The 26,728-nt window shown below is 36.9% G+C and carries 25 protein-coding genes and 1 pseudogene; 10 read left to right on the top strand and 16 right to left on the bottom strand.

The genetic code is table 11. The annotated features are described in order from the left end of the window. Positions 1-123: 123 nt before the first annotated feature. The 16 genes from KKG99_10455 to KKG99_10380 all read right to left on the bottom strand — a co-directional run bounded on the left by KKG99_10455 (position 124) and on the right by KKG99_10380 (position 18,209). A complete protein-coding gene (locus KKG99_10455; protein MBU1013418.1) occupies positions 124-507 on the bottom strand; it encodes a NifB/NifX family molybdenum-iron cluster-binding protein in 384 nt (127 codons plus the stop codon). 12 nt (positions 508-519) lie between these two features. Then, on the bottom strand, positions 520-708 hold the full coding sequence (locus KKG99_10450) for a DUF5320 family protein (GenBank protein MBU1013417.1): 189 nt from the start codon (positions 706-708) through the stop codon (positions 520-522). 1 nt (position 709) lies between these two features. Beyond that, positions 710-997 (bottom strand): DUF134 domain-containing protein, encoded by a 288-nt coding sequence (locus KKG99_10445; GenBank protein MBU1013416.1) that lies wholly within the window; start codon positions 995-997, stop codon positions 710-712. Positions 998-1,092: 95 nt separating this feature from the next. After that, a complete protein-coding gene (locus KKG99_10440; GenBank protein ID MBU1013415.1) occupies positions 1,093-3,057 on the bottom strand; it encodes a GNAT family N-acetyltransferase in 1,965 nt (654 codons plus the stop codon). Between the two features lie 99 nt (positions 3,058-3,156). Continuing rightward, positions 3,157-3,804, bottom strand: coding sequence for a response regulator transcription factor (locus tag KKG99_10435; GenBank protein MBU1013414.1), 648 nt, complete (start codon positions 3,802-3,804; stop codon positions 3,157-3,159). Between the two features lie 2 nt (positions 3,805-3,806). Next, positions 3,807-5,900 carry a Cache 3/Cache 2 fusion domain-containing protein gene (locus KKG99_10430; GenBank protein MBU1013413.1) on the bottom strand — a complete coding sequence of 698 codons (2,094 nt, stop codon included), beginning with the start codon at positions 5,898-5,900 and terminating at the stop codon, positions 3,807-3,809. Positions 5,901-5,943: 43 nt separating this feature from the next. After that, the gene (hydE, locus tag KKG99_10425) at positions 5,944-7,026 is read right to left on the bottom strand and encodes a [FeFe] hydrogenase H-cluster radical SAM maturase HydE (GenBank protein ID MBU1013412.1); all 1,083 of its coding nucleotides are present in this window, start codon (positions 7,024-7,026) and stop codon (positions 5,944-5,946) included. Continuing rightward, complete coding sequence (gene hydF, locus KKG99_10420) at positions 7,016-8,224, bottom strand: [FeFe] hydrogenase H-cluster maturation GTPase HydF (protein ID MBU1013411.1); 1,209 nt, start codon at positions 8,222-8,224, stop codon at positions 7,016-7,018. The genes hydE and hydF overlap by 11 nt, the downstream gene beginning before the upstream one ends. 11 nt (positions 8,225-8,235) lie before the next feature. Then, complete coding sequence (gene hydG / locus KKG99_10415; GenBank protein ID MBU1013410.1) at positions 8,236-9,663, bottom strand: [FeFe] hydrogenase H-cluster radical SAM maturase HydG; 1,428 nt, start codon at positions 9,661-9,663, stop codon at positions 8,236-8,238. A gap of 11 nt (positions 9,664-9,674) precedes the next feature. Beyond that, positions 9,675-10,796 (bottom strand): HAMP domain-containing histidine kinase, encoded by a 1,122-nt coding sequence (locus tag KKG99_10410; protein ID MBU1013409.1) that lies wholly within the window; start codon positions 10,794-10,796, stop codon positions 9,675-9,677. Between the two features lie 2 nt (positions 10,797-10,798). Beyond that, positions 10,799-11,197: a response regulator gene (locus KKG99_10405; protein ID MBU1013408.1), complete on the bottom strand. Its 399-nt coding sequence runs from the start codon at positions 11,195-11,197 to the stop codon at positions 10,799-10,801. Positions 11,198-11,385: 188 nt separating this feature from the next. Next, complete coding sequence (locus KKG99_10400; protein ID MBU1013407.1) at positions 11,386-13,365, bottom strand: 4Fe-4S dicluster domain-containing protein; 1,980 nt, start codon at positions 13,363-13,365, stop codon at positions 11,386-11,388. Between the two features lie 11 nt (positions 13,366-13,376). Then, positions 13,377-15,101 carry a [FeFe] hydrogenase, group A gene (locus KKG99_10395; GenBank protein ID MBU1013406.1) on the bottom strand — a complete coding sequence of 575 codons (1,725 nt, stop codon included), beginning with the start codon at positions 15,099-15,101 and terminating at the stop codon, positions 13,377-13,379. 17 nt (positions 15,102-15,118) lie between these two features. Continuing rightward, positions 15,119-17,068, bottom strand: coding sequence for an NADH-quinone oxidoreductase subunit NuoF (locus KKG99_10390; protein ID MBU1013405.1), 1,950 nt, complete (start codon positions 17,066-17,068; stop codon positions 15,119-15,121). A 3-nt stretch (positions 17,069-17,071) separates the two neighbouring features. After that, entirely contained in the window at positions 17,072-17,530 is a 459-nt protein-coding gene (nuoE, locus tag KKG99_10385) for an NADH-quinone oxidoreductase subunit NuoE (GenBank protein MBU1013404.1), read from the bottom strand. 178 nt (positions 17,531-17,708) lie between these two features. Beyond that, positions 17,709-18,209 (bottom strand): response regulator, encoded by a 501-nt coding sequence (locus KKG99_10380; GenBank protein MBU1013403.1) that lies wholly within the window; start codon positions 18,207-18,209, stop codon positions 17,709-17,711. 489 nt (positions 18,210-18,698) lie between these two features. Here KKG99_10380 and KKG99_10375 point away from each other — a divergent pair, with 489 nt between their 5' ends. From KKG99_10375 to KKG99_10330, 10 genes and pseudogenes are all read left to right on the top strand, one after another. Further along, positions 18,699-19,244, top strand: a complete 546-nt coding sequence (locus tag KKG99_10375; GenBank protein ID MBU1013402.1) for a hypothetical protein — start codon at positions 18,699-18,701, stop codon at positions 19,242-19,244. A 223-nt stretch (positions 19,245-19,467) separates the two neighbouring features. Further along, positions 19,468-19,799: pseudogene (locus tag KKG99_10370) on the top strand (KilA-N domain-containing protein). 470 nt (positions 19,800-20,269) lie between these two features. Then, entirely contained in the window at positions 20,270-20,872 is a 603-nt protein-coding gene (locus tag KKG99_10365; protein ID MBU1013401.1) for a hypothetical protein, read from the top strand. 20 nt (positions 20,873-20,892) lie between these two features. Then, complete coding sequence (locus KKG99_10360) at positions 20,893-21,420, top strand: PRC-barrel domain-containing protein (protein ID MBU1013400.1); 528 nt, start codon at positions 20,893-20,895, stop codon at positions 21,418-21,420. A gap of 38 nt (positions 21,421-21,458) precedes the next feature. Continuing rightward, complete coding sequence (locus KKG99_10355; protein ID MBU1013399.1) at positions 21,459-22,250, top strand: alpha/beta fold hydrolase; 792 nt, start codon at positions 21,459-21,461, stop codon at positions 22,248-22,250. A gap of 8 nt (positions 22,251-22,258) precedes the next feature. After that, entirely contained in the window at positions 22,259-23,413 is a 1,155-nt protein-coding gene (locus KKG99_10350) for a hypothetical protein (GenBank protein ID MBU1013398.1), read from the top strand. Positions 23,414-23,427: 14 nt separating this feature from the next. Next, on the top strand, positions 23,428-23,742 hold the full coding sequence (locus KKG99_10345) for an HPF/RaiA family ribosome-associated protein (GenBank protein MBU1013397.1): 315 nt from the start codon (positions 23,428-23,430) through the stop codon (positions 23,740-23,742). A gap of 1 nt (position 23,743) precedes the next feature. Further along, entirely contained in the window at positions 23,744-25,231 is a 1,488-nt protein-coding gene (locus KKG99_10340) for a catalase (protein MBU1013396.1), read from the top strand. A gap of 27 nt (positions 25,232-25,258) precedes the next feature. Next, positions 25,259-26,110 (top strand): alpha/beta hydrolase, encoded by an 852-nt coding sequence (locus KKG99_10335; GenBank protein MBU1013395.1) that lies wholly within the window; start codon positions 25,259-25,261, stop codon positions 26,108-26,110. Between the two features lie 309 nt (positions 26,111-26,419). Then, entirely contained in the window at positions 26,420-26,605 is a 186-nt protein-coding gene (locus KKG99_10330) for a hypothetical protein (GenBank protein ID MBU1013394.1), read from the top strand. Positions 26,606-26,728: the final 123 nt, after the last annotated feature.

Here is a 26,728-nt window from a genome sequence, read left to right as displayed (position 1 = left end):
AGGTATTGTTTCTGGTTTCTGGTTTCTGGTTTCTGGTTTCTGGTTTCTGGTTGCCCTGCCTGCGGCAGGCAGGTGGTTGCTGGTTTCTACATTCTACATTCTGCATTCTACATTCTATTTATTTTAGTGATGTTCACACTGATGATCGTCCGATCCATGATGTGCATGATGCGCACAACTTTTGCCACTATCGCTAAGCATACCACTCAAATAACTACTTACAACTTCATCCACTTTCCCTTCACAACCTCTTAATACCTCTATATTAGATGATTGAAGCACATTAACTGCCCCCACCCCCATATTACCGGCCAACATTAAATATACTCCTTTTTCTGCAAGTAAAGGTGCAATATTCGATTTACATCCACAACCCTGTGGAGCGGCATATAATTCTTTATCAATAATTTCGCTTTTTTCATTTACTGTGAAAATTGAATAATACTCACAATGACCAAAGTGTGCATCAACAATGTCATTTCTGGTTGGAACTGCAATTTTTTTCATTTTTAAAGCCTTTTATTTGTTAAACATTTTTCCACTTTTCAGTCTTTTCCCTTTTCCTTCACTATTATCTTCTGCTTTTCTTTTCATTCCCTTACCAACACCAAATTCAAATTCGTTTTCTTCATCCTTTTTACATTTCCCAAGTTTTCTTCCTGTTTTAGGACCTTTATTTTCAGGGCCCTTATGATCCAGATGTGCCATTTTAAGTATTGTTTTGATGATTAATTTTAATAGCCTTTCCATGAATTAGTGCTTCTGCAATTTTTTGATGGGCACCGCTAATTATTCGTCCAAATGTTTGTCGGCTCACCATCATTTTTTCAGCTGCTTTATCCTGATATAAACCTTCCAAATCTGCTAATCGAATGGCTTCCAATTCATCAAGCTCGAGAGTAACTTCAGTGATTGTTCGTAAAGGTATCCCTGTCGGTTTGTAATAAGTAACAAATGGCTCAGTTTCAATGTATCGCTTGCACTTTGTTCTGGGCATAAGATTTATATTATTTTACAAATATAAGCATATGCCCAATATAAAAATTAGATATACGTGATTATTTTGAAAGATTTCACAATGACTATTTTTATTTATGTTAACTCAACAGCTACGAGTCGCTTGGTATTTCTCGAATCTTCTATTCGATTAAAAATAGTTTGCATTACTTTTGTGTAGAGTTCATCTTTTAAAACAAAGTCTTCAATATCTGCATCTATATTTGGATTATCATTTACTTCGATGACATAAACCTTATCCCCTACTTCCTTCAAGTCAACCCCATACAATCCATCGCCCATTAAGGCGGCTGCCTTTAAAGCAACCTTCAATACGTTTTCAGGTACCATTGAAATTGAGACAGTTTCGGCTTCTCCTGTACCCTCATCTTTTGATGCTTTCCAATTATAGATCTGCCAATGATCTTTGGCCATAAAATATTTACAGGCGAACAATGGCACTTGATCTAAAATGCCGATTCGCCAATCGAATTCAGAATAAAGGAATTCTTGTGCTATAATTAAATCCGACTTCTGAAATAATTTTTGCACAGATTCAACCATCTCTGCCGCATTGGTTACTTTGGTAACTCCCAGTGAAAATGCACTATCAGGCTGTTTCAGTACCAAAGGGAAAGTAAATAATTCGGCATTTGCCAAATTAAAAACTCCTTTTGTTAACATTTCTGTTCGAGGAGTGGCAATTTTATTCTGCTTCATCCTTTCATTCAAGTATACCTTATTGGCACAGCGTAATATTGACCATGGATCGTCGATCACAACCAATCCTTCAGCATATGCACGGCGTGAAAACTGATAAGTATGATCATTTACGCTTGTAGTTTCACGAATAAAAAGTGCATCATATTCACAAATATCATGATAATCATCCTTTGTAATAAAATCGACATAAAAACCGATTTTATTGGCAGCTTCTTTAAACGATTTCAAAGCTAATGGACATGATGGAGGATTCGGTTCATTCGGATTGATAAGAATGGCCAAATCATATTTATAATGTTTCAACCGGGGTTTTTGAAATCTTTTTTTTGAGAAGTATGTATTCGCAAAAGATTGAATTTGTTCATGTTCAACATCTTTTATTTTTTCCAGACTTAAAGGGGATATTTTTTTAATCAACCACTTATCAGTTTTAACAAAACTCACTTCCAAAATTGGTGACTCAAATAACTGATACAATTTATACCCTAATATTTTAAAAGCAGATTCAGTAGTTTGTCCAAAATAGATTTTTAAGCTAAACTCTTTCTCATTTACTTTTGCTAAAGCTGCCTGTACTATTTCATCAATATCATTTGCTATGGATCGTATAACCGATAGATTCTTAAAATCGCGCATTGTAGTAACACTGGGAATAGCCCTATGATCGCGGGCCGAAGCAAGTAGTGAAACATAATACCCGAGGCTTTGATAGCGATATGAATTGCTAAGATTGAATACCCTTAATTTCATGTTCGTTTGAAATTCAGGGTCGGCAATATAACTCTTTGAAGACACGATCCTTACGCCATCAAGTTTTAGCTTCCAATCGGAAGTTCTATCAACAACAATTAAATTTGAAATTGTAGATCGAACTTTAGGTCTTGACAAAGTAAAAATCATTCGAACTGCATCCTCGCCTTTCGAATAGTAATCTTTCTGAATATCTTTAGGTTTAAAACCAAAACGTTTGTACCATCCAATCAGCCTTTCGTCTTTAGAATGAGCTTCTAAAGAAACCTTGACACAACCCTTTGCCAGTGCAATATTGCAGGCATGGGTCAATAATTTCCGACCTATTCCCTTTCCTTGAAAAGCAGGAAGAACTGCAAGCGAGTATATTCTTAATGTATGTGAACGCAAATGAAGTATCAATGCCCCTACTTCATTATTACCTTTTCCATTTTTTATCTCAGCTATCCATACTTCCTGAAACGGACTGGTCAAACTATGGTGAAGATTTCGTCGGGAGCTTTGTTGAAACTTTTTAAAACAGGCTTTTTCGATATTATCAAGTAAATCAAGATCATTTATCTCTGATCTTCTGAGAATTACAGTCATTTTTAGTTTTTTAGTAGAGAGTATAAAAGTAATGGTTTTTTAATACGCAATGAGAGCCCATTACGAAAAAACAAACAAAGCGGTTTTTCAAGGTGCAAATTATAGTACGACCAGCTTATTTTTTATAGCGTACGACATCATGCCAATCGTGTTTTTACAGCCCATTTTTGAAAGCAGGTTTGATTTATGTCCAACGATGGTACGTTCACTCACAAATAAAATATCAGCAATTTCCTGATTGCTCAAACCCTCACAAACCAATTGTAATATTTCTTTTTCGCGACGGGTAAGTTTAACAACATCAGATTTTGGCTTATCGTCTTTTACAATTTGTTTAGTAAAGAAATCAAACAATTCTTCGGAGTAATAGTTCCCACCATTTAACACTGTTTGTATGGCCTTATCAAGGGTTTCCTTATTGATGTTTTTAATCAAAAAACCTTTAACACCAGCATCGATCATACTTTGGATGTATTCATCTTCATTAAACATGGTAAGTGCAATAATTTTCAAATCAGGCTTAATTTTCAATGCATTAATTGTTGCATCAATGCCATTCATGATAGGCATTTCGATGTCCATTAAAACGATATCCGGCTCATTTTCTTTAAGCAAGTTCAGAAAATCTGCACCATTCGAAGCTTCGGCAATCACCTTGGTATACTTCAGTTTGCCAAGCACCATTTTTAATCCGTTCCGAAAAATTTCGTGATCGTCAACTACAAATACTTTAACAGTTTCATTCATAATTATAAATCTATATTAACCCTAATTTGAAATCCATTATCCGGAAAGCTTATAAAATGATAGTCGCCATTGATCGATTTAATGCGGCTGATAATATTTTTGAGTCCCATTCCTAAATGTTCCGAATTCATAATTTTATCAATATCAAAACCAATCCCGTCATCTTTAAAACTCATGATAATTTTATTACGGCTTTTCTCCAATTCAATATTGATATTTTTAGCATTTGCATGCTTTAGTGTATTGGTAATAAGTTCTGTAATTACCCTAAATAAGATAAGTTCTAAATTTTGATCTAATCGATCGGAAATGTGTTTTGACTCTAATTGAATATTGATTTTATTCGTTTTATTTACTTTATCACAAAAAGACTCGAGTGCCTTAATCAACCCATATTTATGAATTACCCGAGGCATAAGGTTATTGGATATGGTGCGAATTGAAATGATCGCTTCATCCAGAATCTCATTGGTTTGATTAACAAAATCAGTACGTTCTTCAGTTTCGAGGTTTGGTGATTTTAATTCATTTACGTACAATTTTATGGTTGATAAAAGCGGTCCGACACTATCGTGCATGTCCTTTGCAAATCTTTCCCGCTCCCGTTCCTCAGTTCGGATAACCGTACTTAATATTTCCCTTTCGGTTTCTTTTCGAGTTCCAATATTTCGGACTACACTCAAAATCAATTTTTCATTGTTATAATCTAAAACCCTTGAAGTCGCCTCAACAGGAATGATCTTACCATCCTTTGCCATATGTTCCGACTCAAAGGTATATGTTCCAAGTTCATATATCTTTTTTCGGTTTTCTGATACCAATGTTGCATACTTTTGAGATTTGATCTCACTCATTTTTTTAGAAAGTAATTCTTCACGGGTATATCCTAATGTATTGCAACTTGCCTGATTTACTTCAACAATATTTTCATTCGTGTCGGTCACAAAAATATCGTCTCCGGTACTATTAAACAACTTTTGAAACCGATCCTCCGACTGCTTTAATGCTTCCCTGGCATAAATAAGCTTTTTATTGGAAATATCTAATTGAACAAAGTATTTATAAATACGATCAGCCGTAAGAAAATATAAAAACGACAGCAAAATGATGATGATTATGATTGCTATAAGCGAAGAGGTGAGGATGGTATTACGGATAAAATTCCCGTTTTCCCTTTCAGCTTCGATTGAGGCTAAAATATAAATCTCAAAATCTTCATAATAATTTTTAGCGGCAATCTTTTCTTTTCCCAGAAAGTTGTATCGGATAATTTTTTGATTGGGATCCTGACTTTTAACGAACAACGTACTATCCTTCCAATTCTCACCTTCAATAGATGGATGTATCAACATCAATCCACTCCTGTCAAAAACAAATGGATAGCCTGTTTTTCCAATTTTCAAACTATAAAGGATTTCTCTTAATTTTGGCAGATCTTTTTCCCTGTCGCCAACATATAAAATCCCAACTATTTGATTTTTTATAACAATCGGTTCATAGGCAGTAATATACCAATCATTAACCACAAAAGCACGACCAAAATAGGTCTCGCCTTTTTCTATTGCCTGAACCACAGGCGATGAATTAGGGATATAAGAATTTACAGCTCTGACACCATCTGCATTTTGAACATTGGTAGATACCCTGATATAACCACTATCGATTTTTTGAAAGATAGTCGCCGTGCCTCCGAGTAAATTTTTAATGCTATCAACAAATACAAAATTATTATTGAGCAATTCTCCATTCAATAACCACTTATTAATAAGTGCATTATGCACTGAACCGTTTTCCTGATTTATTGCATGAACACTTATCTTATCACCGGTAATTTTAAAGGTTTCATTATAAAAAAGGCTATGCGCCACTTTTAAATTGGTTTTTACCTTTTCCAGCTTTAATTGCCTTTCCCGTTCAAACATTTTAGTAATGGTTTTCACTTCCAATTCTAAATTGTTTTCAATTTGCAGATTGAATGTTTTGATTGAGCTATTGATGAATAGCAAAGTAGCCACTGCGATAATAAATATGATAATGAAAGCAATTGGAAAGAAAAGCCTTAACTTAAGAGGTATAATTGATTTGAACCTTCCCATTTTAATAATTTTTGTTCAGGAAACATACCTCAAATTTACGAATTTATCTGTTTACAAAACGCAGCGAATCACCGGACTCTTCATAAGCAACAACACAATTTGCTTTTTCAATGGTTTGAACCGAATAATTTAACTCATCTTCAATACTTAAGCCTGATCCTGGTTTGTCTTTATACAGATGATAATTGGATTTATATTTCACCGGGGTGATATTTGGCATGATTACATTAGCTCCAACTTCTAAACCACTGCGTTTACCACGAGGGTCAATGGCCTGCAAAGCAGTTGTTGATGCAATATTGATATCTTTCATAACAATGCGTAAAACAGCAATCATTTTAAGTCCTAATTGATAACGTGCCTGTAATGGAAGTAAAGATTGTCTATGGCTGTATAATGGGGTGTTTTCATGTTCAATAAATGGCCCCATTCCGCACATGTCGATATCAATATCGCGCATAAAAATTATATCATCGGCCAAATCTTCAATGGTTTGGTAGGGAAGACCTATCATTACTCCCGTGCCTGTTTGAAACCCTATCTTTTTCAGGTTATTTAAAGCATCAATTCTATTCTGATAATTATGAATACCATTGTCGGGGTGAATTTTTTTATACAATTCCTGATTGGAAGTTTCAATCCTCAACAAATAACGCTCGGCACCTGCATCGAACCATTTTTGATAAACTTCGGGTTTTTGTTCTCCACAAGATAAAGTGATGCGCATTTTTCCGTTGGAACGGGATTTAATTATTTTGATAAGCTCCAATATTTTATCGGTAAATGCATCTGATTGTAATTCGCCACTTTGCACGACCATTGAACCCAATCGATTTTGAACAGCAAAATTACATGCCTCAGCTATCTCCTGCGGAGTAACTTCATAACGGCAAAAATAATGGTTTGACGATCGGATACCGCAATAATAACAATCCTTTTTACAAATATTTGAATACTCGATCAACCCTCTCAAATAAACCTTGTTTCCGACATTTTGATTTTTGACCATCGAGGCATATTCAAATAACAATTCCTTTTCCGCCCCGTAAGTGTTGAGAAGCATAAGAATGTCTTCTTTCTCAAGAAAAGATTTTTGAAGGATTTCCTTTAAACGATTATGTTTCATCTTGATAAAAAGGTTGAATAACTCTCTCAAAAATACCATTCACATAAGCAATCAGCATCCCATAATTAGTAATTGGAATATTTTTCCCCGATACGATTTGCAACCTGTTCAGGACTTGCTTGCGGGTTGCAACACAGCCACCACATTGAATAACCAAAGCATATTCAGTCAGATCTTCTAATGAGGCATTTAATCCAGATCGGAATTCGTAATGTAATTTTTTACCGGTATGCTTCTCCAACCAAACGGGTATTTTAAACCTTCCGATATCTTCACAACTTAACTGATGGGTGCATGATTCCAGGATCAATATTTTATCCTCATTTTGTAATTTATCGATTTGATTAGTTCCTTTGATGTAAACATCCAGATCGCCCTTTAATCGGGCAAAAAGAATACTAAAACTTGTTAATGGGATTTCTGCAGGAAGAACTGAATTTACATAATCGAAAACCTGACTATCGGTAACCGCCAACGCAGGTTTAATTCCAAGTTTCATAAAATATTCCAGTTCTGTTTCTTTCACCGACATGCAGATACAATCCTTGTCGAGCACATCGCGCCAGGCCATCACCTGAGGTAAAATCATTCTGCCATCAGGAGCTTCCGAGTCGATTGGTGTTACCAAAAGCACCACGTCTTTTGGTTTTAGGATTCCTTTGAATAAAGAAGGTTTTTGGTATGCCGTTTTTGGAATATTTCTTTTGATGGCTTCAATTACTTTTTCCTTATTCTCCTTATCAATGGCGCTAAAATCAAGCACTTCAGAGTTTAAGAAGAATTTAATCCGATCAAGCGTATCAAAATCAAGTTCCTCAATATCAGCTTTATTATGAATAATGATGGCCGGGATATTAAACGCTTTAAATTCATTCAACAGTTCAACTTCGTCATCACCAAAAGTGTTTTTTGCAATGATTAAAATGGCCAGATCGATGGTTTTAATCACCTCCCGTGTTTTCGCTACCCTTTTTGAGCCCAATTCGCCTGTATCGTCAATTCCGGCCGTATCGATCATTACAACAGGACCAACTCCAAAAATCTCAACCGATTTTTTTACAGGATCAGTGGTTGTACCTGACTGATCCGAAACAATCGCTACTTCCTGACCAATAATAGCATTTATAAATGAACTTTTCCCATTGTTCCTTCTTCCAAAAATACCTATATGCGGTTTTAAATCTGTTCCTTTGCTCATGGCTTTATAAGCTAAAAATATAAATCGCGTTCCCCGTTTTTTATTCTCTGTAAACGAGCATGTACTTCGTCGATGTCCTGAAACCCTTCCAAATCAAGCATGCTTTTTTCTATAAGCGTCCATCCTCTCTCAGCAGTTTTAGGAGGTGCATAGTCCATCAGGTATTCTGCCAGGGTTAGTAAAGCATTCGATGAACAATACCTTTTGATAAAACCGGGTACCGAAAACTCCATAAAATGCTCTCCTGTTCTACCCAATCGGTAACATGCCGTGCAGAATGAAGGCAGGTAATCCTGATCAATTAATTCTTCGATAACGTCATTTAACGAACGATTGTCGTTAATTTGAAACTGCTCCTTCTTAAGTTCCTGGTTCTTCTGAAATTTTTCAGCATAGGCTCCAATTTCAATTTTTGTTCCTGCATCAATTTGCGAACAACCATATTGCAATACTTCTCTTCTAATTTCGGCCGTTTCCCTGGCTGTTAAAATCATTCCTGTATAAGGAACTGCCAATCGGAGAATGGCAATGATCCGGGTAAATTCCTCATCACTTACTAAATACCGATCATCGACATCAAGATTTAGCGCTTTTTGCAAACGGGGAAAGGAGAGCGTATGTGGCCCAATATTATAACAGGCTTCCAGATGATTGGTGTGCCTAACCAAAGCCAAAACCTCATATTTCCAATCATACAAACCAAATAAAACACCAATCCCAACATCATCAATTCCGGCTTCCATGGCACGATCTAGGGATGTGATCCGATAGTTAAAATCTGCTTTTTTTCCGGATAGATGATATTTTTTATATGCTTCAGGATGATAAGTTTCCTGAAAAATCTGATAAGTTCCGATTCCTGATTCTTTGACTGTTTTAAAATCTTCAATTTCCATAGGTGCAGCATTGATATTCACCCTGCGGATTTCACCATTTCCTGATCGTATGGCATATACCTTTCGAACGGTATCGGCAATGTATTGTGCATTATATTTTTGATGTTCACCAAAAACCAAAATGAGTCGTTTTTGACCATTTTGTTCTAAAGCAACTACATTTTCGTGCAATTCCTGATCATTAAGGGTTTTTCGTTCAGCATTGCTGTTCGATGCCCTAAATCCACAATATTTACAATTATTATTGCAAAGATTACCGACATAAAGAGGTGCAAATAAAACAATCCGGTTTCCATAAACATTGCGTTTAAGGGTCTTCGCCCCTTCCTTAATCATTTCAATTTGTTCAGGATCTGTAGCTTTTACCAGCAAGGCAACTTCCTCTAAATTTAATCGCTCTTTGTTTAATGACTTTAAAATCACTTGCCTAACCATTTCAGTTGTTGGTTTGGCCCGATCTAAATAATCATTTATTTCTTCGGGATCAATGAAATCAACCATTGATTCATCCTTGATGTTATATTTTTGTGGCTTAAAGATCATCTTATTAGTCTTTATTTAAGCGGTAAGACTACCGTGAATTTACTTCCCACATCGGGAGTACTATCGACATTAATGGTACCTCCATTTAGTTCCACCATTTTTTTAGTTATTGAGAGTCCCAATCCACTTCCGGTCACATTTTTGGTTTTTGAGTTTTTAATTCTCACAAACTCCTGAAACAGTTTTTCCATATCCTCCGAACTCATACCTATTCCGGTATCTTCAATGATTATCTTAACGCTCTTCTCATCTTTTAAAATATTTAAAAAAACCTTCCCTTCGTCTTTATTATATTTTATTGCATTCGATAAAAGGTTATTCAATATTATTTCCAACTCATCTTTATCAGATGATATGTACATATTCTCCTCTGCATTCAAATAAACCTTTACCTGCTTTTGAATTGCAAGAGGTTCAATGGTATCCATCGCCATTTTAGCGACTTCATAAATATCAACCTGATTGATGGTCCTGGATTTTTTCCCTGACTCAAGCTTAGTCAAATCAAGTAAATCAAGGATTAGCGTCCGCATTCCTTTTAGTCGTTCAATCGAACGATCAATCATAATGGCATAATCATCAATATTATCTCCTACTTGCTTTTCCTGCATTATTTTCAAATAACCTTCGATGGCATTAATAGGCGATTTTAATTCGTGTGAAAGCACCGAAAGAAACTGAAAGCGGATTTGTTTTCCCTCCTTATTCATTTTCCGGGTCATCCGCTTTAAATACAGTTGCTTGGTTATGCTTTCGATAGCAGTTTTAAGTTCCTGGGGTGTAAAAGGTTTTGGTACGAAATTGTATGCTCCGATATTTGTTGCTTTAACGGCCAAATCGAGTGAAGCATAGCTGGTGATCATCATTACCAATGCATCGTACTGAATTTTGCGGATATACTCCAACACTTCAATACCGTTAATACCCGGAAGCTGATTATCGAGTAAAATGATATCGATATTTTGCGATTCAATAATCTCAATCGCCATTTCACCTGTCTCGGCATCGATTAATTCAAATGCGAAATCTTCTTCCATGAAAGGATAACTGACCGTGAAATTGCGCATGATCCTCCCGATTCCTGAACGAATTCCGGGTTCGTCGTCAACTACCAATACCTTTAAAATTTCCATTTTTAGAGCTTTAGAAGTTTATTAATTTCCCTGTGAAGTTGATCCAATCTTAATCCTTTTTCAAGATAAAGATCAGCTTTAATCCAGGTTTTATCCTCTTTCGATTCCAGACCAAAGATCATCCCTGTTTCAGCAGTAACGGCACTTGCAATAATAACAGGTACATCGGGGTATTTTTGTTTTATTTTATGACCAAGAATAAATCCGCTATCCATATTCTCCATCATTAAATCAATAATTGCCATATCAGGCTTAGTAGTTTCAAGAACTTTAATTCCTTGATTTTGACCTTCAGCGGTTATAACATTAAATCCAAACTTTTCAATCTGGAGTTTCATCTGAAACAGATAATCGCTATCATCATCAACTACTAATATTGTTTTTCGTATGTCGCTTTTCATTTTTTTATTTTTTTAAGTTGTTCGATTCAAGATTCAGATTTTAGTTTGCTGGTTACTGGTTGCTGGTTACTGGTTGCTGGTTACTGGTTACTTGATACTTGTTACCCTGCCTGCGGCAGGCAGGTTGTTACTTATTACTTATTACTTATTACTTGTGTCTTCTGTATTCTGTCTTCTTGATTAAAACCCTAAAATTTAGGAACATCTATTATAAATGAAGTACCCGTTTGTCCTTTACTCTTATCCGTATTTGACACCACATTAATTTGGCCCCTATGCATTTTAACAATTCCATATACCAACGGTAATCCTAGTCCGGTGCCTTTCCCCAATGCTTTTGTTGTAAAAAACGGAGTATAAAGTTTATCCATGTTCTCCTGCGGAATACCAACCCCCGTATCGGAAATTATAATTTTAAAATTTGACTCGGTATCAGTAATATCGATGCTTAGAATACCTCCGTTTGGCATGGCTTCTATGGCATTTTTCTCCAGATTGGTTAAAACCTGCATCATCTGATCCTGATCGATCATTACCAGTGAATCAGTCAGATTTGTTTTTACTTCCAATTCAATATTTGATGGTAAAACAATAGATTCAGTGCTGTGAATTACAAATTTTTCGAGATTTGTTTCAACCTTTTTAACCTGGCTTTTGCGGGCAAAATTCAACAAGCCGCCTACTATTTTTTTGCATCGCTCTGTTTGGTCAACAATCAATTCCAAATCCTTAAACATTGGATTATCAGGAGTTGTTTCTTCCTTCAGGATATTGCTGTACATGGTAATGACCCCCAAAGGATTGTTCAATTCGTGGGCAATACCGGCCGACAATTGGCCCATATGCGCAAGTTTTTCCGATTGTTTAAGTGCTATACGCGCATTGTCAAGATTTTCGTTCGAAATATTTAAATCTTCGATTGATTTATGCAATTTTTCAATGCTATATGGCAAACACATTTCAGTTTCGGCATATCCCTGAACAATAGCTACCGCGTGTTCTATGCACGTATCATATCCACAGGTTCCGCAATTCAGATAATCAGAAGCCTTTCTCTTACCCATGCTTAATAGCACTTTCTCGATAGATTTCTGATCGGGTCTGGCTACTCTTCGATCGTTTGAAGTGAAATTTTGTGACAAGTCGAGATGGCTGTACTTTTTAATATAGCCCTCCCACTCTTCCTGATCAAACACTTCCAGCTTTTGTTTTACATAATTGCTGATTTGGCTTCTTTTGAAATATCGCTTATCCTTATTGGTCATACCCGGGCCCATGATGCATCCTTTGCAGCATAGCAATTCCATGTATTTACAATCAATTTCCCCACTTTCAAATTCTTTGATAATTTCCTTGAAGTTATCCTTACCTGAAGCAGTAATAATTTTTCCATTCACCAAATCATCACTTTTATCAATAGATTGAATTAAACCCCTGGAAACAGGAAATACAGCTCCTCTGGAAGCTCTGGGCGGATCAAAATCGCAACGATCGGTTTTTTGCGGCACGATTTGATATTTCTCAAATAATTCCCTAAGCTCTTTAAACGTGATGGCTTCATCAACCTCATTTGATTCTGCTTTTTTGGCGATGCAGGGCCCGATAAAAACAACCTTCACATCTTTTCCATATTCTTCATGAATCACCCTTGTTATTGCAACCATTGGCGATGCTATCGGCGATAGATTTTTGACCAAATCGGGATGATAATGTTCAATATAATAAACAATAGATGGACAGTCAGAGGAAATGTAGGGTGTAGGGTCATCGCTTTCTATCATCTGACGATATTCACATGCAATCAAATCGGCTCCAAAAGCAACTTCCACGACTTTTAAAAAACCCAATCTTTTAATCATTCTAACCAAACACTGATAATCCTTAATATCAGAAAACTCGGCCGGAAAGCTTGGAGCTATACATGCGATGACCCTTTCATCGGAATTAAGCAATTGTTCAACCTCGCTTTTTGAGTCAAGAAAAACTTTCGCTCCCTGACTGCACACCTTCACACAATTGCCACACCCGATGCACCTTTCATTTATTACTTCTGCCTGCCCATTATTAATCTTTATTGCCTTAACCGGGCATTCACGCACGCAGGTATAGCACACACGGCATTTGTCTTTTACCGTGATAACCAGCTTATTTCGTTCTGCGTGTCCCATATTGACTGTCATTATTTTAACACATTTCTTTTAGTGTACTTAGTATGTAAGAGATGGTGACTTTTATTTCCCAATGGCTCTTCCAAATAGTTTTCGTACAAAGCAATCACTTCAGGGTTTTTATGAGATACCCTTATCATTGCATCATTATCAATCGAGTAAATAGATTGCATTCTTGCCCTGATTGCTTCTTCAGAGGCGCCAATATGTTGACCTCCTCCATTGATGCAACCTCCTGGGCAAGCCATCACTTCAATAAAATGAATGTCATTTTTTCCTGCTTTAATTTCATCAAGAAGTTTGGCTGCATTTGCCAATCCATTCACCACGGCTACACCAATCTCAAGTTCACCAATCTTTATTTTTGCTTCTTTACGACCTTTAAGTCCTCTTATTTCAGGTATTTTAAGATCGGCTAATTCTTTACCGGTGATTTTAAAATAAGCTGTTCGGATTGCTGCTTCCATTACCCCTCCCGATGCGCCAAACAGTTTTCCGGCCGAACTCATGAAACCATGAGGTGAATCGGCTTGTTCAGGCTCAATATTATGCACATCAACACCCATCATTCGAATAAAATCGCCTAACTCACGGGTAGTAATTACGGCATCCACATCGGTTATTCCATGCTGGGTCATTTCTTCTCTCTGTGCTTCAAACTTTTTGGCAGTACACGGCATGATTGAAACAGAGTAAATATTTTCAGGTTTAATTCCTTCGCTTTCTGCCCAATATGATTTGATAACCGCTCCTAACATTTGCTGTGGCGATTTACACGAAGAGATATTCGGTATCAGTTCAGGATAAAACTCTTCGGCATATTTGATCCAGGCAGGGCAACAGCTTGTTATCATTGGCATTACGCCACCGGTAGTAATCCGATCAATCAATTCGGCAGATTCTTCCATGATGGTTAAATCGGCTGAAAAGGTGGTATCAAAAACGCGATCGAAACCGATTTTTCGTAAAGCCGAATTTAAAATCCCGTTCAAATCTTTGCCTGCTTCCATATTAAATTCCTCGGCAATAGATACTGAAATAGCAGGTGCATATTGAATAACCACCGTTTTTTCAGGGTTTGCAAGTGCATCCTGAATTTCACCAAAGTGATTTTTTTCGGATAATGCACCCGTTGGGCAAACCAAAATACACTGACCACAATTCACACAACTTGAGGTATTCAACCCACGGTTAAAACTGGTTCCGATTACGGAGCGACTTCCTCTGTTAATAAAGTCAATTGCTGTAACGCCCATCATATCCTGGCAAACCCTGACACATCTGCCACATAAAATACATTTATCCGGATCCCTAACAATACTGGCGCTTGAGCGATCGATATTATAATTATTTTTTTTACCTCTGATTTTTCGTTCGCGAACCTGAAGTTCGTCGGCCAAAGTTTGGAGTTCACAATTCCTGTTTCGAACGCAATACAAACAATCGTCGGGATGATTTGAAAGCAACAATTCAACGATAGTTTTACGCGATTCAATTACCCTTGGCGAATGCGTTAATATATTCATTCCCTGTTCGGAAGGATGAGAACAAGCAGTGATTAATTTACCCGACTTTTTGTTTTCAACTACACACATTCGGCAAGCACCGGATGGCATTGAATTTTTCAGATGGCACAATGTTGGAACCTTAATACCATTTCTGTTTAATGTTTCCAAAAGCAGTTCTCCCTCTTGTGCCTCCAGCATTTTATTATTTACTTCTATTAAGAAACTCATCTCCTTAGTATTAAAAATTAAACGACGCTAATCGCATTAAACTTACAAACCTCTTCACATGATCCACATCCAATACATTTATCTTCAACGATAAAATGCGGTGTTTTTTTGGCTCCGATAATGGCTCCTGTAGGGCATTTCTTCGAACAAACAGTACATCCCGTACAAACATCTACATCAATTTTGAAAGTCCTCAGATTAGTACAAATCCCGGCCGGGCATTTTCGATCATAAATATGTGCATCATATTCGTCCCGAAACCAAAGGAGTGTGCTCAATACCGGATTTGGAGCTGATTGTCCCAATCCACATAAGGAAGTATCTTTAATGACCCTTGCCAATTTTTCAAGCTGCATGATCCCTTTAAATCGTTCGAGTGCCTCATTATTGGTTTGGCTATGGGGCTTATTGGTGATACTTTCAAGAATCTCAAGCATACGTTTGGTTCCTTCCCTGCATGGGATGCACTTTCCACAACTTTCACGTTGAATAAAATCCATAAAGAATTTAGCCACATCAACCATACAGGTATCTTCATCCATTACAACAAGTCCGCCTGAACCCATCATAGCACCCACAGCTAATAATGAATCGTAATCTATTTGAATATCCAGATTCTGCTCAGTAATACATCCCCCTGATGGACCTCCGATTTGAACGGCTTTGAATTTCTTACCATCTTTAATGCCTCCGGCAATTTTGAATAAAATATCACGAATGGTAGTTCCCATTGGCACTTCGATCAAACCGGTCAACGTGATTTTTCCGGAGAGTGCAAAAACTTTTGTTCCTTTACTTTTTTCGGTTCCAATCGAAGCAAACCATTCTTTGCCTTTTTCAATTATTTCAGGGACATTCGAAAGCGTTTCAACATTATTAATAACAGTTGGTTTACCAAATAATCCACTGGTGGTCGGGAATGGGGGCCGAGGCTTTGGCATTCCTCTTTTACCTTCAATACTCTGCATTAGGGCAGTTTCTTCTCCACAAACAAATGCCCCTGCACCCATTTTAACCTTAATTTCAAAATCTACACCCGTGCCAAAAATATTTTTTCCAACCAAACCATAATCTTTGGCTTGCTGAATGGCCAGATACAATCGCTCAATAGCCAATGGGTATTCGGCCCTGATATAGATGTATGCCTTTGTAGCTCCAATTCCGAAAGCTGCAATGGCCATTCCTTCAATTAATTTATGCGGATCCCCTTCGATAACTGCGCGATCCATAAATGCGCCCGGATCACCTTCATCTGCATTGCAGATCAAATATTTTTGATCACTGATTTCTTTATTAGCAAATTTCCATTTCATTCCCGAAGGAAATCCCCCTCCTCCTCTGCCTCGCAAACCGCTGTCGAGAATAAGTTGGCACACTTCTGCCGGATTATATATGCTGATGGTTTTTACAAAACTTTTATATCCGCCTTTGGCGATATACTCTTCGATGCTGACCGGATCAATAATTCCGCAATTCTTCAAAACCAATCTTTGCTGGTTCGCAAAAAATGGATGTTTGTTAATATCAACTACACCTTCCCAGATTCTGCTATCCGGTAGTATAAACTGACCAATTGGCTTTTCACCGGGAAGTTCGAGTTTAAAAATGGCATCAAGTAATGCATCAACTTTATCCTCGGTAATCGCTTCGAAAGATATACGGTTATGCCCCGGTAATTGAACATCCATAATAGGTTCTGATGAACATAAACCAATACAACCGGTTTTAACGATACGCGCCTCAATGTTTTTATCTGCTAAATATTGTCTTGTTTTATGGATGGTTTTATCGGCACCTGCTCCTAAACCGCAAGTTCCGGCACCAATATAGATGATTGGTTTATCAATAGTTTCATTTTTGTAAAACGACAACTTTTTAAGCGTTTCCTTATCTTTCGAATTATTGGAATAATCCCGTAAAACTTCATTTATGAAAAATTCCTTAACTGTATTTTCAGTGCCTTCCATGATTTATTCGCTTAAATTCCTATAATTATCAATAATTTCAACAATTGACTGATTTGTGACTTTTGCATGAAAATTTCCATTGATGCAGATTACCGGAGCCAATCCGCAAGCACCGATACATGCCACCACTTCTATACTGAACACTCCATCTTTTGTGGTTTCTCCGGCTTTTGTTTTTAATGTTTTTTCCAGAATTTCCAGAACAGATGCAGAACCCAAAACGTGACAAGCCGTTCCCCTGCATATTTGAATATGATATTTGCCAGTAGCATTAAACCTGAATTGGTTATAAAAGGTAGCTACGCCATATATTTTACTCGTTGGCAAATGAAGATACTTGCCTACCTCAATAATTGAATCTTCTGATAAAAATCCCTCTTCGTTTTGGATGTCCTGTAAAACAGGAATAAGATTTTCTCTCCCTGATTCCTGATATTTTGAAAATATATCTTTCCTACTCATCTTATCTGCATTAAGTTTTATTAATGATTGAAAGTTTTTGAAGGATTTTGAGCGCCTGCCTGCCATTCCTTCGGCAGGTAAACCGTCAGGCAGGAAGCCGAAACTCTATTTCGACCGCGCCCTTTTACCAATTCATCATTTGCTTTTATTCAAACTTTCATCATGAAAATAAATCCCCTTATTTTTTCATTAATTTATTTACTTCACTTACCAATTTAGTTCCATCAATAGGTTTGGTAAGGAATCCGCCAACAGGGAAAAACACTGAAGTTCCGTCATCGGTTTTATAATCGATACCTGCGCTGCCATCGGTAACATTTTTAACCAGCAGTACATTTAAATCTTTAAAATTTGAATCGCGACGAAACTCGCGGGCCATATCCTGAACACTGGCCTTAGTTGTGGTCAGAACATCAATAGATGTTTGGATAAGGAATGGGACATTTTTAAGATCAGGATTGTTCAGCATTTCATTTGCCAATTCAAATCCTTCGTAATGAGTTGTCATCATTACGTCCAATATGGCCATATCGGGTTTTTCGGTTCGAAGCAGTTCAAGTCCTTCTTCTTTTCCGGATGCGGAAATTACGGTATATCCTTCTTTTGTCAGGATGGTTTGGGCTACCGTGATTACATCAACGTCGTCGTCAACGATTAAAATCTTTTTGTTAGTTTTCATGACTCTTCTTTTTTATTGTTATTAATTGCAGGTTTTTTTTATTCGTTAGATTAATTAAATTTTATGGTGTAAAGGTATTTCGGATACGGTGGCCGAAACAGGGCGCAACGTACCGTTTTAATCAGCGACAAAGCAGCAGGTTTTTCAATTAAAAACCAGTAAAAAAAGGAAGGGTTTTGCGTAAAATTACGGGCTAATCTTATTCGGCGGGCTTATGGTTTTGTGTTTACCGGAGACCTTATCAACTAAGGATTAGGACTTATGATCCTGTTAAATCAGTATTTTTTAAACTATTAAGTTGAAATATTGATCTTTTATGTATATTTGATTTTCTCCCCGTTTAAAAATTAAAATCATGAAGATGATTGAAGAATTTATGATAGATATAAAACCACAAAAAGTAAACAATACTTGCAAATTTGGATGTTTTTGTGGAAGAAAGGTGAACATTTAACAGAGTTGGCGTGCATTTTTATAAACTGAACTGTGATGAATAAAAAAGTACTTATTGGAACATTAATTCTTGTAATCATAATCATTTCAATTTTTGGAACTATATGGACAAGAAAGTTTCTTGCGATTGATTCGTGTCTTGACAGTGGTGGAAGCTGGAATTATGAATTGAATAAGTGTGAAAATTATTATGACTTCAATTCTGTGATAATTACAGACTTTTATTGGCATACTGAATTTGACACAAATAGAAATTATGAATTCTTGGAAAAAGGCAAACTTTTAGACTCAGTTTCAAAGACACCTAGTGAATTAATTGAAATACTAAATAGAAGGACAGCAAAAAGCAAATTAGAATATATTGACCAATCGTCAGACACAATTAGAATTCGAATAATAGAAGACGAATATTTAGGTGAACAAATGGGTTCTACGGGTGCATTTTGTTTTCTTGGTGAAACAGTTTTTACATTGACAGAAAATAATTCAATTAAATATGTGAATATTGAAATGAATTATGGTTCGCATGCAAGTCCTGGAATATACAGCAGGAATGACTTTAAAGAATTAATGAAGAGATAAAAACGACATGCCAACAGCGGCTCAAAAGGGCATGCGGGGTGAAGAAAATCTCAAGCCTTTGTACTACTTTTATACATTATCAACGGCGGACTGGAAAGCAACACGAAAAACCCGCACGCATCTATGCCGCAACCTTTATCATACATTGTAAGTGCCGTAGTGCCAGCAAGATAAATTGGATAAGAATTGTATATTTGTACAAATTGAAAAACGATCTGACAATATAACCAATAAAACTCAGATAGAAGTTGAAAATAAGCTTATTTCGATAGTTAAACAAGACGAGCAAGATTATATCTGCCTGACAGATATGGTTAGAGATGAAGAAGAGACGAACCATATTCGCAATTGGATGAGGAATCGCAATACGGTAGAATTCATTGGATTATGGGAGCTTTGAATAACCCGAATTTTAAACCTGTCGAATTCGGCACCTTTAGAAAACAAGCCGGATTAAACAGTATCAATTTGACACCGAGAAAGTGGATTGAAACTATTGATGCAATCGGGTTAATTTCAAAATCAGGCAGATACGTAGGCACATATGCCCACAAAGGTGAAATGGCAAATCAGCGGATTGCAGATTGGCTGCCCTACGAATATAAACCTCAATAATATAATTTCCTAAAGATTCAGAAAAAGCAATAAGATGCCGAATATTTTGGTCGGGGGAAACAAATAATTATTTCGTCACCCCTGCGAGCCTTATTTTCCTTGCCTAATAGTCTTTCCAACTTATCATTTAAAAATTGTCTTAAAAAAGGGAAACTTACAGGGTTGAAAAGCAAATTTCAAACTCGACAAAGACAATAAATTTGAAAATGAATGAAAAAAAGTGACAGGAAAAACAAAATATTTCTTTTTTTGAGTACCTATATAAAAGTAAATGAAAGCTATTAGTTTGGGTGTGGATAATGTGTGAATGTTGTAAAATTTTACAATAGTTGTGTAACACTTTTCAGTTTATATGTGCTGACCTTTAACCTAATTATTCACAAATAGAATTTCACTTAAAGAAAATTATTATGGCAGAAATTAAAATTGAACAGAAAAAACAGGCATGGCCATGGATGATCGTAGGCCTTGTCATAGTTGCATTGCTTGCATATTTCCTGGTATTTAGTGATGACGGCAAAAATACAGAGGCAGTAACTGAAGCAGATCATATCACCAATACGAGTGAAACCGACCTCTTAGGGGTAAAAGAAAATAACGGCACTGTTGCGGCATATATAAATTTTGCAGAAAACAGTAAGGAAAAGATGAGTCTGGACCATGCATATACAAATGAAGCGCTATTAAAACTAATTGATGCTACAAATGCTATGGCCAATGAGGTTGGATATGAAGTTCGGGCAGATTTAGAAAAGGTAAAGGAATATGCAAATATGATTACAATAGATCCTTTTGAAACAACTCATGCGGATAACATTAGAAATGCGGTTGATATTTTAACCAATGTATTGCAAAATATCCAAAAGGCAAAATATCCAGGTTTGGCAGATGAAGTTGATGAATTAAAAAGTGCATCAGAATCAATAAAACCGGAAGTACTTACGCTTGATCAAAAGGATGCAGTTAAGAATTACTTTGCAAAGGCTTCTGACCTTCTTCAAAAAATGAATTGAATAATCTTTAAAAAATTAGAATGATGACAGATACAAACAAAAATCTTTTTAACCTGGCCGAATTATCCGGTTATAAAGTGGCCGAAAATTATAGTGATGTAAGAGGCTGGGATGTACAAGATGCAAATAACCGCACCATTGGAAAAGTGGATCATTTACTTGTAAATAAGATCGCCGAACGTGTGGTTTATCTCGATGTTGAAGTTGATGAAACATTAATAGAAGAGGGATTTAACACGTATCAAGATCGCGTAAGCGACGGTGTACACGAGTTTTTAAACAAGGATGGGGAAAATCACCTGATTATTCCCATCGGCATGGCAGTTATTGATAAGAAAAATAAATTAGTGAATACCAAGCAGATTGATGGTTCAACTTTTGCTAAAACCAAACGGTTCAAAAAAGGAGATGTTATTGATTTTGGGTACGAATTAAATGTAATTCGCCATTACAGGGGAGATCACACTATTCATAGTTCGAATACTGTTGATGGATTTTACGACCGCGAAGAGTTCAGAAATTCATTTCATAAGAGAGATGTGGAATAAATGAAAGCAAAAAGCGTATGCGTAGCTCGGGTAAAAATATGAAAATTATAGCAAACAATATCATTGTCAGCTACACAGACGAAGGATCGGACAATAACCCTGTTATTATTTTTATTCATGGCTTTCCACTGAATAAAGCGATGTGGAACAAGCAGGTCGGAGAATTAAAGGAAAATTACCGTGTAATTACCTATGACATTCGTGGGCATGGAAATTCCGATGCAGGTGATGAGGATTTCTCTATTGAGCTTTTTGTAATTGATCTGCTCAGTTTGATGGATGCCCTGAAGATTGATAAAACCATACTCTGTGGCTTTTCCATGGGCGGATACATTGCGTTAAACGCCATTGAAAACCATCCCGAGCGTTTTATTGCGCTTCTTTTATGTGATACAAATTGCACAGAAGATAAGCCCGAAGCAAAAGAAAAACGGATGAAGGCCATTGAAAGTATCAAGGAACAAGGATTGGAACAATATACGGAAGAAAGTCTGAAAAAACTTTTTGCTCCAATATCATTTTCAAAACATATAGAAGAAATAGCTATTGTGAGGGAAATGATCATGAAAACATCAAAACAATCACTCTACAAAACCTTGTATGCTTTAGCGGAACGTAAAGAAACCTGCTCTAAACTGCATCAAATAAAGGTGCCGGCACTTATTATGGTGGGAAAAGAAGATGAAATTACGCCTCCTGATATAGCCTTGTCGATGCATGAAAAAATAAAAGGTTCCACCATTCATATTATTGAACATGCCGGGCATTTAAGCAATATGGAAAATCCGAACCAATTCAATGAACAATTAAAGAAATTTTTAAAAAAATAATATAAACTATGGAATTGCTTACAAAAGAATTGATTCAGGAGCTCCTTTCAGTAGATCGGTCGCCCTGTCTTTCGCTATATATGTCAACGGACAAAACCCATCCTGAAAACCTTAAGAATCCTATCAGGTTTAAAAACCTGGTCAGTCAAATGGAGGAATCGTTGCTCCAAAAGTATTCAGTCAATGAGGTAGAGAGATACCTGGAGCCTTTGGAATCTCTTGTTAACGACAATAATATTTGGAATTATACTAAAGATGGACTGGCTGTTTTTAGTGCAAAAGGAATGTTTAAAGTTATAGGATTGCATAAATCGGTTGAAGAATTGGCAATTGTGGCCGATAGCTTCCATACCAAACCGCTCCGGCAATATTTGCAATCGCTTGATCATTTCCACGTTTTGGGTTTAACCCTTCATGATATTCGTCTTTTTGAAGGTAACCGTCACTCACTTACTGAAGTTGAACTCACTTCGGATACTCCAAAAACCATAACAGAAGCACTTGGTGGTGAATTGACCGAAAAACATTCGACAGTTGAATCGTATGGCGGCATCGGAGGTGAAAGTACGCCAATGCACCACGGTCAAGGTGGCAAAAAAGAAGAAACTGAAAAAGACGCTGAAAGATTTTTTCGTGTGGCTGCGAGCGCTATTTACGAACATCATTCGAAACCTTCAGGCTGGCCACTTATTCTTGCTGCTTTACCCGAACACCATAACCTTTTTCAAAAGGTAAATAAAAATCCTTTGTTGTTATCCAAAGGAATTGCAATAAATCCTTCATCAGTTTCACCGGATAAACTTGCAAAAATGGCCTGGGAAATAATGGAACCGGAGTATAGCCTGAAACTTGACACCCTGGTCGAGCGGTTTGAGCAGGCTAGAGCAAATGGCAAAGGTAGTGATAACTACAAGGAAGTTGCTGTGGCGGCAGTTGAGGGACGGGTTGATACACTAATTGTTGAAGCCGACCGGATTATTGCTGTCAGGGTAACAAATCTGGTGACAGGAAATACACAGAAAAAAGATATGAAAAATCCTAAAGTAGATGATCTGCTTGATGATATGGGAGAACTTGTAATAAAGATGGGGGGGCAAGTAATGGTACTTCCACCCGAAAAAATGCCTTCTGAGACAGGGCTGGCAGCAATATTTCGTTATTAATTAAATGAAAAGAAATGAAAATACAATTTAATACAGATAAAAATGTAACCGGGAATGAAGAACTTATTGCTTCGTCAAATTCCTTAATATCGGAAGAACTAAGCAGGTTCAGTCAACACATAACAAGGGTAGAAGTTCATCTCTCGGATGAGGATGGCAATAAAGACGGGTTAAACGATAAACGCTGCATGATGGAAGCCCGACTTGCAGGTATGAAACCAATCGCAGTTACCGACCATGCAAACACCCATGAGCAGGCTATTTTTGGCGCAATAGACAAATTGAAAACTTCTTTGGAAAAAATAACCGGACGTTTAAAAAATTATTAAAATGGAAAAGAAAAAATTATCAACAGCAAGCGGCAGGCCTTACACTGAGTTTGATAATTCGCAGTCTGTTGGCAACCGCGGACCCATTTTGTTACAGGATTATTTTCTTCACGAAGATATGGCGCATTTCAATCGGGAACGTATTCCTGAAAGAGTAGTTCACGCAAAAGGGACAGGTGCATTCGGCACCTTTATCGTAACCCATGACATCACCCGATACACTAAGGCGAAAATATTTTCAAAAATAGGCAAGCAAACAAAATTATTTGTCCGCTTTTCAATTGTTGGTGGTGAAAAAGGTGGTGCTGACAGTGAACGTGACCCTCGTGGTTTTGCGGTGAAGTTTTATACCGAAGACGGCAACTGGGATTTAGCGGGCAATAATACACCGGTATTTTTTATAAAGGACCCGAAAAAATTCTCTCACTTCATACACACGCAAAAGCGGGATCCCAAGACAAATTGTAAGAGCCCTACCATGATGTGGGATTATTTTAGTTTGAATCCCGAAAGTTTGCATCAGGTAATCATCCTGATGAGCGACAGAGGAACTCCGTTTTCCTATCGGCACATGCATGGTTTTGGTAGCCATACCTTTTCTCTTTTCAACAAAAACAATGAGCGGATTTGGGTAAAATTTCATTTTGTAACCTTACAGGGGGTGAAAAATTTCACTGCAAAAGAAGCCGATGAAATGAAAGGAATTGACCTTGATCAGGCACAACGGGATATGGTGGAAGCCATTGCCAAAAATGATTTTCCGAAATGGGCATTAAAAATTCAGGTAATGACCGACGAACAGGCTAAAACGTTTAAATGGAATCCGTTTGATATCACAAAAGTATGGTTCCACAAAGAATTTCCATTGATTGACGTGGGTATCATGGAATTGAATAAAATTCCGGAAAATTATTTTCGTGATGTAGAACAAGCTGCATTTGACCCGGCCCATGTTGTTGACGGCATTGGTTATTCACCCGATAAACTGCTGCAAGGACGATTGCTTTCTTATCCCGATGCACAGCGTTATCGCTTAGGGGTGAACTATGAGCAGATTCCTGTAAACCAATGTCCTTACGGACATTCAAATTACCAACGTGACGGACTTATGCAGGTTGGAGATAATGGAGGTGCCAATCCGAATTATCGCCCCAATAGTTTTGATGATATTGTTGTTGACGAAAGTTATAAAGAACCGCCTATGCAGATGGAATCGACTGTTGCCGATTGGTTTGACCGTAACGAAAACGATGATGATCATTTCACACAGCCGGGCTTGTTGTACAGCAAGGTTATGTGCGAAAAGAACAAGGAAAATCTTGTCGGCAATATTGTAGGTTCAATGAAAGGCATTTCCGGAAAAAAGAAAGATGAAATTATCAACAGACAACTGTCTCATTTCTTTCGTGCCGATCGTCAGTTAGGAATGGCCGTAGCAAAAGGATTGGGAGTTACTATTGACGATAAGAAATTGAATCATTTAAAGTAATATCAAAATAATTTAATATTCAACATAATGGAAAAATTAACTGAAAATTTAATTTCCGGTAAGGCCAGAGCAGAATACATTGAAGTTAAACCTAATGTTCGCCTTCATATTACAGATGCAGGTGAAGGCAGACCAATTGTTTTGATACACGGTTGGCCCTTAAGTGACGAAATGTATGAATACCAATACAATACTTTGATAAAAAATAACTTCAGGGCGATAGGTATTACCTTACGGGGTTTCGGCAAATCAGATAAACCCTACGGAGAATATGGTTACGACGTACATGCTTCGGATATTAAAGAGGTTTTATGTAAACTGGATGTAAAAAACGCTGTTTTGGTAGGTTTTTCGATGGGTGGTGCTATTGCGATCCGGTATGCTTCAGTGGACGATGGAGCTCATGTTTCCAGGTTGGTATTGGCGGGAGCAGCAGCCCCGATTTGGACACAACGCAACGATTTCAAATTCAACCTCCCTAAAAGTGCAGTTGATGAATTAATTGCATTGAACGATAAGGACAGGCCACAGTTATTGGCCAATTTTGGTAAGATTTTCTCTGCAACCGAAACTTCATTAAATGAAGGAATACGTAGTTGGTTAAATAACATTAATCTCAGTGCATCTTCTTATGCAACTGCCCAATGTTTAATTGCTTTACGTGATACCGACCTACGAAATGATATGAAGAAAATTAACATTCCAACTTTGATCATGCATGGCAAAAAAGATAAAATATGTTCTTTTGATTTAGCTGAACAGATGAAAGCCGGTATCAAAAATTCACACATTGTTGCCTTTGAAAAAAGCGGTCACAGCATGTTTTTGGAGGAAACCGACAAGTTTAATTCAGAGTTGATAAAATTTGCCAAAAAATAAGTCGCAAAACAGAATGTCATGGCAAAAAATTCAAAAAAGGGATCAATCTTAATAGAAGAATAATATGCTTCTGAATTCCGTCTTTCGCCGCTTATTTTAATCGGCGAAAGACGGAATTCTAATCCTCAATGCCAATTTCCTTCAAAAATGGCTTATTTGAGGATAATGGTAAACAATTAATTCTCGGAATTGAATAAACATAAAATTGTGTGAATAATGTAACTCTTATGCAGAATTGTGTAATGTTTTTTAAAGGAATGATCCTGAACTTTGTGAAGTACGATTTAGTAACAATTTAAATTTATTATTATGCCATTATTAACAATCATTATCGTCATTTTAGTTGTTGGGGTGATACTTTGGCTGATCAATAGCTTCATTCCCATGCAACGCACAATTAAGGGAATTCTTAATGCAGTTGTTGTAATCATCCTTGTGATTTGGCTGCTGAAAGTATTTGGATTTCTGGACAGTTTGCAGAACATAAATATTTAATGGGTTCAATGTCTTGTAATTAATTATTAAAAAATGACCTGAACTGGGATTCATTGACTGTGTGCCGTATTTGTCAATATAATATGCCAGGGAATATGAGATCAAATGTGAACTAAGGTTATT

It is taken from the genome of Bacteroidota bacterium, assembly GCA_018816945.1.
Lineage (GTDB): Bacteria > Bacteroidota > Bacteroidia > Bacteroidales.
This window is presented reverse-complemented; position numbering and strand designations above follow the sequence as displayed.

Excerpts from the sequence above, each read along its gene's own strand:
- KKG99_10455 (MBU1013418.1), bottom strand. The coding sequence starts at position 507 with ATGAAAAAAATTGCAGTTCCAACCAGAAATGACATTGTTGATGCACAC.
- KKG99_10450 (MBU1013417.1), bottom strand. The coding sequence starts at position 708 with ATGGCACATCTGGATCATAAGGGCCCTGAAAATAAAGGTCCTAAAACA.
- KKG99_10445 (MBU1013416.1), bottom strand. The coding sequence starts at position 997 with ATGCCCAGAACAAAGTGCAAGCGATACATTGAAACTGAGCCATTTGTT.
- KKG99_10440 (MBU1013415.1), bottom strand. The coding sequence starts at position 3,057 with ATGACTGTAATTCTCAGAAGATCAGAGATAAATGATCTTGATTTACTT.
- KKG99_10435 (MBU1013414.1), bottom strand. The coding sequence starts at position 3,804 with ATGAATGAAACTGTTAAAGTATTTGTAGTTGACGATCACGAAATTTTT.
- KKG99_10430 (MBU1013413.1), bottom strand. The coding sequence starts at position 5,900 with ATGGGAAGGTTCAAATCAATTATACCTCTTAAGTTAAGGCTTTTCTTT.
- hydE (MBU1013412.1), bottom strand. The coding sequence starts at position 7,026 with ATGAAACATAATCGTTTAAAGGAAATCCTTCAAAAATCTTTTCTTGAG.
- hydF (MBU1013411.1), bottom strand. The coding sequence starts at position 8,224 with ATGAGCAAAGGAACAGATTTAAAACCGCATATAGGTATTTTTGGAAGA.
- hydG (MBU1013410.1), bottom strand. The coding sequence starts at position 9,663 with ATGATCTTTAAGCCACAAAAATATAACATCAAGGATGAATCAATGGTT.
- KKG99_10410 (MBU1013409.1), bottom strand. The coding sequence starts at position 10,796 with ATGGAAATTTTAAAGGTATTGGTAGTTGACGACGAACCCGGAATTCGT.
- KKG99_10405 (MBU1013408.1), bottom strand. The coding sequence starts at position 11,197 with ATGAAAAGCGACATACGAAAAACAATATTAGTAGTTGATGATGATAGC.
- KKG99_10400 (MBU1013407.1), bottom strand. The coding sequence starts at position 13,365 with ATGGGACACGCAGAACGAAATAAGCTGGTTATCACGGTAAAAGACAAA.
- KKG99_10395 (MBU1013406.1), bottom strand. The coding sequence starts at position 15,101 with ATGAGTTTCTTAATAGAAGTAAATAATAAAATGCTGGAGGCACAAGAG.
- KKG99_10390 (MBU1013405.1), bottom strand. The coding sequence starts at position 17,068 with ATGGAAGGCACTGAAAATACAGTTAAGGAATTTTTCATAAATGAAGTT.
- nuoE (MBU1013404.1), bottom strand. The coding sequence starts at position 17,530 with ATGAGTAGGAAAGATATATTTTCAAAATATCAGGAATCAGGGAGAGAA.
- KKG99_10380 (MBU1013403.1), bottom strand. The coding sequence starts at position 18,209 with ATGAAAACTAACAAAAAGATTTTAATCGTTGACGACGACGTTGATGTA.
- KKG99_10375 (MBU1013402.1), top strand. The coding sequence starts at position 18,699 with ATGAATAAAAAAGTACTTATTGGAACATTAATTCTTGTAATCATAATC.
- KKG99_10365 (MBU1013401.1), top strand. The coding sequence starts at position 20,270 with ATGGCAGAAATTAAAATTGAACAGAAAAAACAGGCATGGCCATGGATG.
- KKG99_10360 (MBU1013400.1), top strand. The coding sequence starts at position 20,893 with ATGATGACAGATACAAACAAAAATCTTTTTAACCTGGCCGAATTATCC.
- KKG99_10355 (MBU1013399.1), top strand. The coding sequence starts at position 21,459 with ATGAAAATTATAGCAAACAATATCATTGTCAGCTACACAGACGAAGGA.
- KKG99_10350 (MBU1013398.1), top strand. The coding sequence starts at position 22,259 with ATGGAATTGCTTACAAAAGAATTGATTCAGGAGCTCCTTTCAGTAGAT.
- KKG99_10345 (MBU1013397.1), top strand. The coding sequence starts at position 23,428 with ATGAAAATACAATTTAATACAGATAAAAATGTAACCGGGAATGAAGAA.
- KKG99_10340 (MBU1013396.1), top strand. The coding sequence starts at position 23,744 with ATGGAAAAGAAAAAATTATCAACAGCAAGCGGCAGGCCTTACACTGAG.
- KKG99_10335 (MBU1013395.1), top strand. The coding sequence starts at position 25,259 with ATGGAAAAATTAACTGAAAATTTAATTTCCGGTAAGGCCAGAGCAGAA.
- KKG99_10330 (MBU1013394.1), top strand. The coding sequence starts at position 26,420 with ATGCCATTATTAACAATCATTATCGTCATTTTAGTTGTTGGGGTGATA.